The following is a 13,021-nucleotide window of genomic DNA, read 5'->3' on the forward strand; positions in this document are numbered from 1 at the left end:
TTTCGAACGTGAACAAGCCGGCCACACCCGTCCCCCCCGCCAGCATGACCCCACGCACGCGCAGCATCGTGCAGATTACCGTGCTGTTCGTGATCCTGATCCTGTCGATCATCCTGCTGTTCGCCAACTTCGCCTACCTCAATACCCAGGCCAATCACGACAAGCAGTACATCGGCCACGCCGGCGAGCTGCGGGTGCTGTCCCAGCGCATCGCCAAGAACGCCACCGAGGCCGCGGCGGGCAAGGCCCTGGCGTTCAAGCTGCTGTCGGATGCGCGCAACGATTTCGAGCGGCGCTGGGGCTACCTGCGCGAAGGCGACAAGTCCACCGGCCTGCCTGCGGCACCGCCCGCGGTCCGCGATGAAATGGAAGCCGTGCGCCAGGACTGGGACAACCTGCGCAAGAACACCGATACCATTCTGGCCAGCGAACAGACCGTGCTGTCGCTGCACCAGGTGGCGGCAACCCTCGCCGAAACCGTGCCGCAGCTGCAGGTCGAATACGAGAAGGTGGTCGAGATCCTGCTGCAGAGCGGTGCCCCGGCCAACCAGGTGGTGGTGGCCCAGCGCCAACTGCTGCTGGCCGAGCGCATTCTCGGTTCGGTCAACACGGTACTGGCCGGCGACGACACGGCGGCGCAGGCGGCCGATACCTTCGGCCGCGATGCCAGCCGCTTCGGACAGGTGCTCGAGGGCATGCTGGGCGGCAACCCGGCGATCCAGGTGACCCGCGTCGAGGACGCTGACGCCCGCGCGCGCCTGGCGGAAATCGCCGAACTGTTCCAGTTCGTGGCAGGTTCGGTCGATGAAATCCTCGAGACCTCGCCTGAACTGTTCCGCGTACGCGAAGCGGCCGGCAACATCTTCAGCCTGTCGCAGACCTTGCTCGATGAAGCCTCGCACCTGGCCAACGGTTTCGAGAACCTGGCCAGTGGCCGCACCCTGGATACCGTCGGGGGTTACGCGCTGGGCCTGCTGGCGCTGGCTTCGATCATCCTGATCGGCCTGGTGATGGTCCGCACCACCCACCGCCAGTTGCAGGAAACCGCGGAAAAGAACGAACGCAACCAGCAGGCGATCATGCGCCTGCTCGATGAAATCGAAGAGCTGGCCGACGGCGACCTGACCGTCACCGTGTCGGTGACCGAAGACTTCACCGGCGCCATCGCCGACTCGATCAACTACTCGGTCGACCAGCTGCGCGACCTGGTGGCCACCATCAACCACAGCGCCGAGCAGGTCGCCGCTGCCGTGCAGGACACGCAGAACACCGCGCGCCAGCTGGCTAAGGCTTCGGAGCACCAGGCCGAGCAGATCAGCGAGGCGTCGGAGGCGGTCGGCGACATGGTCGAGTCGATCGACCGGGTTTCCGCCCACGCCTATGAGTCGGCCAAGGTCGCCGAGCGTTCGGTGGCAATCGCCAACAAGGGCAACGAGGTGGTGCACAACACCATCAACGGCATGGACAACATCCGCGAGCAGATCCAGGACACCGCCAAGCGGATCAAGCGCCTGGGCGAGTCTTCCCAGGAAATCGGCGACATCGTCAGCCTGATCGACGACATTGCTGACCAGACCAACATTCTCGCCCTCAATGCGGCGATTCAGGCCTCGCTGGCGGGTGAAGCCGGCCGCGGCTTTGCCGTGGTCGCCGACGAAGTGCAGCGCCTGGCCGAGCGCTCGTCCTCGGCGACCCGGCAGATCGAAGCGCTGGTGCGGACCATCCAGGCCGATACCAACGAGGCGGTGATCTCCATGGAGCAGACCACCGCCGAGGTGGTGCGCGGTGCGCGCCTGGCCCAGGATGCCGGCGTGGCGTTGGCCGAGATCGAAGGCGTATCGCAGAACCTCGCCGAACTTATCCACAGCATCTCGGATGCTGCCCAGTTGCAGACCTCCTCGGCGGGGCAGATTTCCCACACCATGGCGGTAATCCAGCAGATCACCGCGCAGACTTCCGCCGGCTCTGGTGCCACCGCCGACAGCATCCGCCACCTGGCGCGCATGGCCAGCGAGATGCGCCGCTCGGTCTCCGGGTTCACCCTGCCGGCTCCGGCCGAGCGAAGCTGAGGAATATCCATGGCTTCTGCCGCCGTAAGCCCCGAGCGCCACGATACCGTGGCCCTGGCCTGGACCCGGGCCGCCATCTTCGATTGCCTGAGCCAGGCCCGTCAGGCCCTGGAGCGCTTTGCCGGCGAGACCGACGACTTGTCGATGCTGGCTTTCGTCGTGGATAACCTGCATCAGGTGCATGGGTGCCTGCGCATGCTCGAGCTGCGCGGCGCCACGCGCCTGGCCGAGGAACTGGAGCTGCTGGCCAAGGCCTTGGCCGAGGGCCAGGTAAGCCCGCGGGGTGACTGCCTGGGGCCCCTGTTCCGGGGCCTGGAGCAACTGCCCTCCTATCTGGAGCGGTTGCGCGGTGCACGCCATGACCTGCCACTGGTGATGCTGCCGTTGCTCAACCAGCTGCGCGCCTGCCGTGGCGTCGAGCCCTTGGCCCAGGGCAGCCTGATCAGCGGCGCCGCGCAGCGCTTTGCCGGTTCTGATGACCTGGCCAACCTCGACTTGTCACTGGGCAACTGGCGGGAACAGATGCAGGCCGGGCCGGGGCGTGATGCCCTGCGCTCGGTGATCAGCGCCCTGTGCGACGACCTGATGCGGATCAAGGAGCGCCTGGACCAGTTCGTGCGCGGCGACCGCCAGCACAGCGAAGACCTGGAGGCGTTGCTCGCGCCGTTGCGCCATGTTGCCGATACCCTGGCAGTGCTGGGCTTCCAGCAACCGCGCCGGGTGATCATCGACCAGGTGCTGGCGCTGCAGGCCCTGGCCCAGGGTGAGCGCGCGGTGGACGATGCGGTATTGATGGATGTGGCCGGTGCCCTGTTGTATGTGGAGGCCACGCTCAACGGCATGGTCCTGCCCCTGGAGGAAGGCGGGCAGGGCGGCCTGCCCGGCTCCGACCTGGCCGAGATTCGCCAGCTGGTGCTGCACGAATCACTGTCCGTGCTGCAGCAGGCCAAGGACCTGATCGGCGATTGCCTGGAGTCCGGCTGGCCGCGCCAGCGCCTGCAGCCACTGCCGGGGCTGTTGCAGCAAGTGTACGGCGCGTTGGCAATGCTGATGCTGCCGGCGGCCGCCGAGGTGTTTGCCGGCTGCGCGGGCTATGTGCAGGGCTGGCTGCAGCACCTGGAGGTGGAGCCCCCGGCGGACGAACTGACCCACCTGGCCGAGGCCCTCAGTGCCGCCGAGTGCTACTTGCAGTGGCGGGTCGCCGACCCGCTGGCCGATGCGCAACCGTTCCTCGACATGGCCCGTGCCAGCCTGACCAGGCTGGGTGTCCAGTGCACCCATGCGGGCCCGTCCGAGGCGCAGGATGGCAGCGATGGCATCGATGATGAATTGCGTGAGGTGTTCCTCGAAGAAGCCGGCGAATTGCTACCGGAGATCGAACGGCACTGGCTGCGCTGGCGCGCCGACAACAGCCTGCGCGACGCCTTGGTAGAAGTGCGTCGTGACCTGCATACGCTCAAGGGCAGTGGGCGCATGGTTCATGCGCAAGCGGTGGCCGAGCTGGCCTGGGGCGGTGAGCACCTGCTCAACCGGGTGCTGGAGGGGCGCATCGCCCTGACCCCGGAGGGCGCGGTGGCGCTGCAGCAGGTGTTCGTCCACCTACCGGACCTGCTGGCCGACTTTGCAGCTGGCCAGTTGCCGCAATTGACCGAGATCGAACAACTGGCGAGCCACCTGCACGCCCTGGCCGAGAACGACACCCCGGTCAGCGCCGACATCGATGGCCTCGACCCGCAGCTGCTGGACATCTTCCGCAATGAAGCACAGGGTCACCTGGCCAGCCTGGAAGGCTTTCTGCGGAGCGCCGATGGCCAGGGCAGCGAAGTCAGCGACAGCCTGCAACGCGCCTTGCACACCCTCAAGGGCAGCGCCGCCATGGCCGGGGTCATGCCGATCGCCGAGCTGGCCACCGCCTTCGACCGCCTGGTGCGCGAGTACCGGGGGCACCAGCTGCCGTTGCAGGCGGCGGAGCTGCATTGGCTGCAAACAGCCCATGGCCTGTTCCTGCAGGGCTTGGCGCAGCTTGGCAGTACGCCGTTGGCAGCCATTGCGGGTGCGGCCCAACTGATCGAGCAGGTTGGTGAAGCAGTGGATCTGCGTCTGGCCAGCCTGCATGCCGAGCCCCAGCACAGCCGCCATGGCAAGCGTGATCCGCAGCTGATTGCCAGTTTCCTGGCCCAGGCCATGGACATCCTGCTGGATGCCGAGTCGCTGCTGTCGCGCTGGCAACAGCAGCCCGGGCAACGCGAACCGCTGGATACCTTGCTCGATGAGCTGACCAGCCTTGGTCACGCCGCGCATTTGGCCGATCTGTGGCAGATGGATGCCGTCTGCGAGGCGCTGCTTGACCTCTACGGCGCCGTGGAAGAGGGCAGCCTGGGCGCCAGCCCGCGTTTCTTCGCCGTTGCCCAGCAAGCCCATGAAGCCCTGTTGGACATGCTCGACGAAGTGGCGGCCGGGCAGGAGCTCAGCCCGCGGCCTGACTGCGTCGACGCCCTGCGTGAACTGTTGGATGGCGCACTGGCTCCGGATGCTACCGGCTTGGTCAGCCCTGACGCGGTGACGCCGCTGTCTGGCTCACTGGAGCAGGATGATGAACCCGACAGCCCGGGCGACAAGGAGCTGCTGGAAGTCTTCCTCGAAGAAAGCTCGGACATTGTCGAAAGTGCCGCCGCCGCCCTGGCGCGCTGGCAGGCCGACCCGCGCAGCAGCGTCGAGGTAGAGAACCTGTTGCGCGACCTGCACACCCTCAAGGGTGGTGCGCGCATGGTCGAGATCAGCGCCATCGGCGACCTGGCCCATGAACTGGAATTCCTCTACGAGCTGCTCGCCGCAGGGCGCCTGCCGCCGAGCGGGCCGTTGTTCGCGCTGCTGCAGAACTGCCATGACCGCCTGGCGCACATGCTCGATGCCGCGCGCCTTGGCCAGCCGCTGCACGCCGCTACCGCGCTGATCGATTACATCCGCAACTTCAGCAGCGCCGCGTTGACCGACAGCGCGGCCGGCCAGGCCCCGACCGACACCGCACCTGCCGAAATACCGGCAGCGGCACCGGAGCGGGCGACGGGCGACATGGTCAAGGTCGACGCCGAGCTGCTCGACGATCTGGGTAACCTGGCCGGTGAGCATTCGGTCATTCGTGGACGTATCGAACAGCAGGTCAACGACGCCCAGTTCGCCCTCAACGAGATGGAAACCACCCTGGAGCGCATGCGCGACCAGCTGCTGCGCCTGGATATCGAGACCCAGGGGCGGATCAGCAGCCGGCAGGCGTTCGAGGGGGATGCCTACGAAGATTTCGACCCGCTGGAGATGGACCGCCACTCGCAGCTGCAGCAGTTGTCGCGAGCACTGTTCGAGTCGGCCTCCGACCTGCTCGACCTCAAGGAAACCCTTACCCAGCGCGCCCAGGAGGCCTACAGCCTGCTGCAGCAACAGGCGCGGGTGAACAGCCAGTTGCAGGAGGGCCTGACCGCGACCCTGATGGTGCCGTTCGAACGCCTGGTACCGCGCTTGCAGCGGGTAGTGCGCCAGGTGGCCAGCGAGCTGGGCAAGCAAGTCGAGCTGGTGGTCGGCAACGCCGAGGGCGAGCTCGACCGTAGCGTGCTCGAGCGCATGGTCGCGCCACTGGAGCATATGCTGCGCAATGCCGTCGACCATGGCCTGGAGTCGCGTGAGGCACGCCTGGCTGCAGGCAAGCCGGAACAGGGCACCATTCACCTGAACTTGCTGCACGAAGGCGCCGACATTGTCATAGAGATGATCGACGACGGCGCCGGCGTGCCATTGGAGGCGGTACGGCGCAAGGCGATCAAGCGCGGCCTGCTGGACCCGCAAGCGCAACTGAGCGATCACGAGATCCTGCAGTTCATCCTGCGCCCGGGCTTTTCCACGGCAGAGAAGATCACCCAGATTTCCGGGCGCGGCCTGGGCATGGACGTGGTGCACGAAGAGGTCAAGCAGCTGGGGGGGGCGATGACCATCGAATCGGCCCAGGGCAAGGGGGCGCGGTTCCTGATCCGCCTGCCGTTCACCGTGTCGATCAACCGGGCCTTGATGGTGCACCTGGGCGAAGAACAGTACGCCATTCCGCTCAACACCATCGAGGGCATCGTACGTGTACCACCGGCCGAACTGGCCGCCTGCTACCAGCTGGATGCCCCGCGTTATGTGTATGGCGGCCACGAGTACGCGTTGCGCTACCTGGGCGAGCTGCTGCAGGGGCTGCCACGCCCCGTGCTGCTGGGGCAGAGCGTGCCGCTGCCGGTGTTGCTGGTGCATTCCCAGGAGCAGTCGTTCGCCATCCAGGTGGACAGCCTGTCGCCCAGCCGCGAGATCGTGGTGAAGAGCCTCGGCCCGCAATTCGCGGCCGTGGCGGGCTTGTCGGGGGCGACCTTGCTCGGTGATGGCCGGGTGGTGCTGATCCTCGACCTGCTGGGCCAGCTGCGCGGCCAGCAGCGGCGGCTGGCGCGTCTGCCCGGTGGCAGCGGCGTGCAACGCACCTTGTTCGGCCCGGCACCGCGACGGGCCACGCTGGTGATGGTGGTGGACGACTCGGTCACCGTGCGCAAGGTCACCAGCCGCCTGCTGGAACGCCATGGCATGAGCGTGTTGACCGCCAAGGATGGAGTCGATGCCATGGCCCTGCTGGAAGAGCACCGCCCGGACGTGCTGTTGCTGGACATCGAGATGCCGCGCATGGACGGGTTCGAAGTGGCCACCCGTATTCGCCGTGACGAGCGCCTGAAAGACCTGCCGATCATCATGATCACGTCGCGCACCGGGCAGAAACACCGCGACCGGGCCATGGCCATTGGCGTCAACGATTACCTGGGCAAACCCTATCAGGAGTCGGTGCTGCTGCAGAGCATCGCCCGCTGGAGTGATACCCATGCTTGAACTGATTGCAGGGCAACGCAGCAGCCTCACTGGCCTGCTGCTGCCGTTGGGCGACCGTACCTTGGTATTGCCCAACGTTGCCGTGGTCGAGTTGATCGGCCAACGTAACCTGGTGTGCGACCCGGGTGATCCGGCCTGGCACCTGGGCTGGATCGACTGGCGTCAGCAGCATTTGCCGTTGATCGGCTTCGAAGCGGCCTGTGGCGGTGAGACGCCGTGTGGTGAAAGGGCGCGGATCGTGGTGCTGAATGCCTTGGGGGATACCGGTTTGCGCTACCTGGCAGTGCTGCTGCAGGACATCCCGCGCTCGTGCAAGCTCGACAGCCAGCTCAACTACGTGGATGTGCCGCTGGGCAGCCTGGAACTGGCCGCCGTGCAGGTGGGCGAACAGGTGGCACGGGTGCCGGACCTGGCCGGGCTGGAAAGATTGGTGCGTGACGCTGAACTGCAACCTGTGTTTGGCTAGGATGCAAGGCTGATGGCCTCTTCGCGGGTAAACCCGCTCCCACAGGTTCACCGCAGGATTCACGGCCTGTGCAATACCTGTGGGAGCGGGTTCACCCGCGAAGAGGCCGGAACAGGCTTGTTCAGGAACCCAGCCCGCTTCAGGAGGTCTGTGTTTGCATGTACTACGGTGAACGCTTCAATGCCTGGACCCACCTGGTCGGTGCTGTCCTGGCCTGCATCGGTGCCATCTGGCTGATCGTCGTCGCGGGCCTGCAGGGCGACCCCTGGAAGATCGTCAGTTTCTCCATCTACGGCAGCACCTTGCTGTTGCTCTACAGCATCTCCACCCTTTACCACAGCACCCGTGGGCGGGCGAAGGTGATCATGCGCAAGCTCGACCACCTGTCGATCTACCTGCTGATCGCCGGCAGCTACACCCCGTTCTGCCTGGTCAGCTTGCGCGGACCCTGGGGCTGGAGCCTGTTCGGCGTGGTCTGGGGGCTGGCGGTGATCGGCATGCTGCAGGAAATCAAACCGCGCTCGGAGGCGCGCATCCTGTCGATCATCATCTATGCGGTGATGGGCTGGATCGTGCTGGTAGCGGTCAAGCCACTGCTGAACAGCCTAGGCACTGCCGGCTTCACCTGGCTGGCGGCCGGCGGCGTGTTCTACACCGTGGGGATCATCTTCTTCGCCTTCGACAGCCGCTTCCGCCACTGGCATGGCATCTGGCACCTGTTCGTGATTGCCGGCAGCCTGATGCACTTCGTGGCGGTGTCGCTGTACGTGCGTTAGCTTTTTGTTTACGAAAAATCACCCCACAACTGCTGGGCCACCGACAGCGCCACCACGGGGGCGGTCTCGGTGCGCAGGACCCGCGGCCCGAGGCGTGCAGCGTGGAAGCCAGCGGCCTTGGCCTGTTCGACCTCCGTCTCGCTCAGCCCCCCTTCCGGGCCGATCAGGAAGGCCAGCGTCGCTGGCTTGTCATGGCTGGTCAGTGGCTCGGCGACTGGGTGCAGGACAAGTTTGAGGTCGGCTTCGGTGGCCTTCAGCCATTCGGCCAGTGTCACGGGCGGATGAATGACCGGCAAGGTCGAACGGCCGCATTGTTCACAGGCACTGATCGTCACCTGGCGCCAATGGGCCAGGCGCTTGTCGGCGCGTTCGTCTTTCAGGCGCACTTCACAGCGTTCGCTGACGATCGGCGTGATTGCCTGGGCGCCCAGCTCGGTGGCCTTCTGGATCGCCCAGTCCATGCGCTCGCCGCGGGACAGACCCTGGCCGAGGTGGACGTGCAGCGGTGAGTCTGGTTGGCCGGCAAGAGCCTGCTCGAGGCTGACGCGGACCGTCTTCTTGCCGACTTCGAGCAACTGGCCGAGGTATTCCTGGCCGCTGCCGTCGAACAGTTGCACGGCGTCGCCGGGGGCCATGCGCAGGACACGGCCAATGTAGTGGGCCTGGGCTTCGGGCAGGTCGTGCTCGCCAAGGCTCAGGGGGGCGTCGATGAAGAAGCGGGACAGTCTCATGGTTCAGCTCGGTATAGGGTTGTACGCAGATCCCCTGTGGGAGCGGGCTTTGCCCCTCGTTCGCGGGCAAGCCTGCTCCCACAAGGAAGGAGGTGCGGCGATTAGCCCGGGTCGCGGAAGTCGGGGTGAAAGTTGGCTGGTACGGCGACGCTGACGCTGTCGCGGGTGGCGATGTCGATGCCTTCGCTGGCCACTTCGGCGAGAAAGTCGATCTGCTCCGGAGTAATCACATACGGCGGCAGGAAGTACACCACGCTGCCCAGCGGGCGCAGCAGGGCGCCGCGGGTCAGGGCGTGCTCGAACACCTTCAGGCCACGACGCTCCTGCCACGGGTAGGCGGCATTGGTGGCCTTGTCCTGGACCATCTCGATGGCCAGGGCCATGCCAGTCTGGCGGATTTCGGCGACGTGGGCATGATCGGCCAGGTGCGCGGTGGCGCTGGCCATGCGCGTGGCCAGGGCCTTGTTGGCCTCGATCACGTTGTCCTGCTCGAAGATGTCCAGTGTCGCCAGGGCGGCGGCGCAGGCCAGCGGGTTGCCGGTGTAGCTGTGCGAGTGAAGGAACGCGCGCAGGGTCGGGTAATCGTCGTAGAAGGCTTGGTACACCTTGTCGGTGGTCAGGCAGGCGGCCAGCGGCAGGTAGCCACCGGTGAGGGCCTTGGACAGGCAGAGGAAATCCGGGCGGATGCCGGCCTGTTCACAGGCGAACATGGTGCCGGTGCGGCCGAAACCGACGGCGATCTCGTCGTGGATCAGGTGCACGTCATAGCGGTCGCAGGCTTCGCGCAGCAGCTTGAGGTACACCGGGTGATACATGCGCATGCCACCGGCACCCTGGATCAGCGGCTCGATGATCACCGCCGAGAGGGTTTCGTGGTGCTCGGCCAGGGTCTGCTCCATGGCGGCGAACATGTTGCGCGAGTGCTCTTCCCAGCCCATGCCTTCGGGGCGCAGGTAGCAGTCCGGGCTTGGCACCTTGATGGTGTCGAGCAGCAGCGCCTTGTAGGTTTCGGTGAACAGCGGCACGTCACCCACGGACATCGCGGCAATGGTTTCGCCGTGGTAGCTGTTGGTCAGGGTGACGAAGCGCTTTTTCGCTGGTTTGCCGATGTTCTGCCAATAGTGGAAGCTCATCTTCAGCGCCACTTCGATGCATGACGAGCCGTTGTCGGCATAGAACACCCGGTCCAGGCCGGCCGGGGTCATGGCCACCAGGCGCTCGGACAGCTCGATCACCGGCTGGTGGCTGAAACCGGCGAGAATCACGTGCTCCAGCTGGTCGACCTGGTCCTTGATGCGCTGGTTGATGCGCGGGTTGGCGTGGCCGAACACGTTGACCCACCAGCTGCTCACGGCATCCAGGTAGCGCTTGCCGTCGAAGTCCTCGAGCCATACGCCCTCGCCACGCTTGATCGGGATCAGCGGCAGCTGCTCGTGGTCTTTCATCTGGGTGCAGGGGTGCCACAGGACCTTGAGGTCGCGTTGCATCCAATGATCGTTGAGGCCCATGGGCACTTCTCCTGGCTTTACTGCCTGCTTTGACCGCGTAAGCCTAAGCAAAGCCAGGGGGCAGGACAACCGCTAGTGGTCAATGGCGGCAGGTGCGCGTCCATTCCAGCTTGCGGATGTGAACGGTGCCGGCCTGTGAAGTGGAAATGGTCAGGCGTCGGAACGGCCCGTCGATGACCTGATAATAGGGCTGTGTGGAAATCGGGCCCAGTCTGAAGTCGGTATAGCCGCTGCCGGAGAGGGTAAGCCAGTAGAAGTTGCGTGGTACCGGAGCTGCCAAGTCCATATCGTAGCCGTCGGTATCCAGCAGCATCTGCACATCGTCGTAATGCTGGTCGCTGACGACGTAATACTCCAGCTGCAGCCTTTCGACTTCCTGATCGAAGGCGATCTCCACGTCGCTGTGCTCGCCGATTACCAGTTCGGTGCCGTCATCGCCTTTGAAGGCTTCATGCAAACCGGTCCATGACGTGCTGTTGCAACGGATCTTCAGGCCTGAAGGAGTGATAATTGTCTGGTTGTGATACAGGAACTGCCTCTCTACTTTTGCGAAATGCTCCTCATAGGTCATGCTGCTGCTCCTTTTGTCGGTTTTTTCAGCCGCGTTCGGCAGCTTCACCTAATGGACAGAAGCCTGGCTACTGACAAAAATGCCAGTTGCCAAAGGCACTTGATGTCGCTGTGCTGGCAGGGTCCGGATACCTGACGTATTCTTAGCGCATCGACTCTCGGGGCATTCCCGCCTCTTCCCATCCCTGCAATTTCAACTCGGAGTTCGCCGACATGGCTGCTGCTTGGGTGCGCCTGTGCGCGTTGGTATTGATCGGTGTGTCCAGCGGCGCCGCGCTGGCAAAGGACAAGACACCTTCGGCAATCGTGGTGGGTGGCGGCCTGGCGGGCCTGACCGCAGCCTATGAGCTGCAGAACAAGGGCTGGCAGGTCACCCTGCTGGAGGCCAAACCCGGCATGGGCGGCCGTTCTGGCCTGGCCACCAGCGAGTGGATCGGCAATGCCAAGGCCCAGCCGGTGCTGAACCAGTACCTCGACCGTTTCAAGCTTGAAACCCTGCCCGCACCCGAGTTCGTGCGTACCCCGGGCTACCTGATCGACGGTGAGTACTTCAGCGCCACTGACCTGACCACCAAGCAACCGGTCACCGCCGAAGCGCTCAAGCGTTACGAGAAGACCCTCGACGACCTGGCCCGTTCGATCGATGACCCGCTCAACCCGCAGGCGAACAGCACCCTGTTCGCCCTCGACCAGATGAACGTGTCCACCTGGCTCGACAAGCTGCAATTGCCGACCACCGCGCGTCAGCTGATCAACCAGCAGATCCGCACCCGCTATGACGAGCCATCGCGCCTGTCGCTGCTCTACTTCGCCCAGCAGAACCGCGTCTACCGTGGCGTCAGTGACCGCGACCTGCGTGCCGCGCGCCTGCCTGGCGGCAGCCCGGTGCTGGCCCAGGCTTTCGTCAAGCAGCTGAAGACCATCAAGACCAGCTCGCCAGTGACGGCGATCGTGCAGGACAAGGATGGCGTCACCGTCAAGGTCGGCAGCACGGACTACAAGGCCGATTACCTGGTGATGGCGGTGCCTCTGCGGGCGCTGGCCAAGATCCAGATGACTCCTGGCCTGGACACCCAGCACGTGGCAGCGCTCAAGGGCACCAACTATGGCTGGCGCGACCAGCTGATGCTGAAGTTCAAGCAGCCGGTATGGGAAAGCCGCGCGCGTATGTCGGGCGAGATCTTCAGCAACGCCGGCCTCGGCATGCTGTGGATCGAGCCGGCGCTCAAGGGCGGTGCCAACGTGGTGATCAACCTGTCGGGTGACAACGCGCGCCTGCTGCAGGCCTTCGGCGACAAGCAGATGGTCGACCAGGTGCTGATCCGCCTGCATGCGTTCTATCCGCAGGCCCGTGGCGCCTTCACCGGTTACGAAGTCAAGCGCTACAGTGTCGACGCCGGTACCGGTGGCGCCTACCTGGCCTACGGCCCAGGGCAGATCAGCAAGTACTGGCGCCTGTGGGAGCGCCCGGTGCAGCGCATCACCTTTGCCGGTGAGCACACCGATGCGCTGTACCCAGGTACCCTCGAAGGCGCCCTGCGCAGCGGTCAGCGTGCCGCCAGCCAGGTGCAGGACCTGCTGGCCGGCAAGTCGTTCGACCCGGCCAAGGCCGCAACCGTCGCGGCAGCGGCAACGGCGGGCGCCGCGGTGGCGAAGAAGGATAGCGGCGGGTTCTTCTCGCGCCTGTTCGGTGGTGGTGACAAGCCCGAAGTGAAGGCTGCACCGGTTGCCAAGACCGAGGAAGTCGTACCAGTACCGGCACCGGCTCCTGCAACTGCCCCTGCTGCCCCTGCGCCTGCAGAGGTGGCCAAGGAAGAACCGGCCAAGCCTGCCGCTACCAAGGCAGCACCGGCCAAGCATGCGCCAGCGCACAAGCCCGCGGCCAAACCTGCGGCCAAGCAGGCGCATAAAGCGGTCGATACCAAAAAGGCCACGGTCAAGTCCGCGCCTGCCAAAAAGCCTGTGACCGATAACCAGGCCAAGGCCGGTTGATTCCCGCACC

At 65.2% G+C, this 13,021-nt stretch carries 8 protein-coding genes; 5 read left to right on the forward strand and 3 right to left on the reverse strand.

Annotated elements, in window-relative coordinates; genetic code table 11:
- The first annotated feature begins 44 nt into the window (after window positions 1-44).
- The 4 genes from OCX61_RS02010 (at window position 45) to trhA (ending at window position 8,210) form a co-directional block, all read left to right on the forward strand.
- A complete protein-coding gene (locus tag OCX61_RS02010) occupies window positions 45-2,069 on the forward strand; it encodes a methyl-accepting chemotaxis protein (protein WP_261944258.1) in 2,025 nt (674 codons plus the stop codon).
- Between the two features lie 9 nt (window positions 2,070-2,078).
- A complete protein-coding gene (locus tag OCX61_RS02015; RefSeq protein ID WP_261942393.1) occupies window positions 2,079-6,968 on the forward strand; it encodes a hybrid sensor histidine kinase/response regulator in 4,890 nt (1,629 codons plus the stop codon).
- On the forward strand, window positions 6,961-7,434 hold the full coding sequence (locus OCX61_RS02020; RefSeq protein ID WP_261942394.1) for a chemotaxis protein CheW: 474 nt from the start codon (window positions 6,961-6,963) through the stop codon (window positions 7,432-7,434). Before OCX61_RS02015 ends, OCX61_RS02020 begins: the two co-directional genes overlap by 8 nt.
- Window positions 7,435-7,592: 158 nt before the next feature.
- Window positions 7,593-8,210 (forward strand): PAQR family membrane homeostasis protein TrhA, encoded by a 618-nt coding sequence (trhA, locus tag OCX61_RS02025; RefSeq protein ID WP_085676688.1) that lies wholly within the window; start codon window positions 7,593-7,595, stop codon window positions 8,208-8,210.
- Window positions 8,211-8,218: 8 nt separating this feature from the next.
- Here trhA and OCX61_RS02030 read toward each other — a convergent pair whose 3' ends face one another.
- From OCX61_RS02030 to OCX61_RS02040, 3 genes are all read right to left on the reverse strand, one after another.
- Window positions 8,219-8,941, reverse strand: a complete 723-nt coding sequence (locus tag OCX61_RS02030; RefSeq protein ID WP_261942395.1) for a 16S rRNA (uracil(1498)-N(3))-methyltransferase — start codon at window positions 8,939-8,941, stop codon at window positions 8,219-8,221.
- Between the two features lie 101 nt (window positions 8,942-9,042).
- Window positions 9,043-10,449 carry an adenosylmethionine--8-amino-7-oxononanoate transaminase gene (locus OCX61_RS02035; RefSeq protein WP_261942396.1) on the reverse strand — a complete coding sequence of 469 codons (1,407 nt, stop codon included), beginning with the start codon at window positions 10,447-10,449 and terminating at the stop codon, window positions 9,043-9,045.
- Window positions 10,450-10,528: 79 nt separating this feature from the next.
- Window positions 10,529-11,020 carry a hypothetical protein gene (locus tag OCX61_RS02040; protein WP_261942397.1) on the reverse strand — a complete coding sequence of 164 codons (492 nt, stop codon included), beginning with the start codon at window positions 11,018-11,020 and terminating at the stop codon, window positions 10,529-10,531.
- Window positions 11,021-11,232: 212 nt separating this feature from the next.
- Here OCX61_RS02040 and OCX61_RS02045 point away from each other — a divergent pair, with 212 nt between their 5' ends.
- Entirely contained in the window at window positions 11,233-13,011 is a 1,779-nt protein-coding gene (locus tag OCX61_RS02045; RefSeq protein ID WP_261942398.1) for a flavin monoamine oxidase family protein, read from the forward strand.
- Window positions 13,012-13,021: the final 10 nt, after the last annotated feature.

The organism is Pseudomonas sp. LRP2-20, assembly GCF_024349685.1.
In the GTDB taxonomy this organism is placed as follows: Bacteria; Pseudomonadota; Gammaproteobacteria; order Pseudomonadales; family Pseudomonadaceae; genus Aquipseudomonas.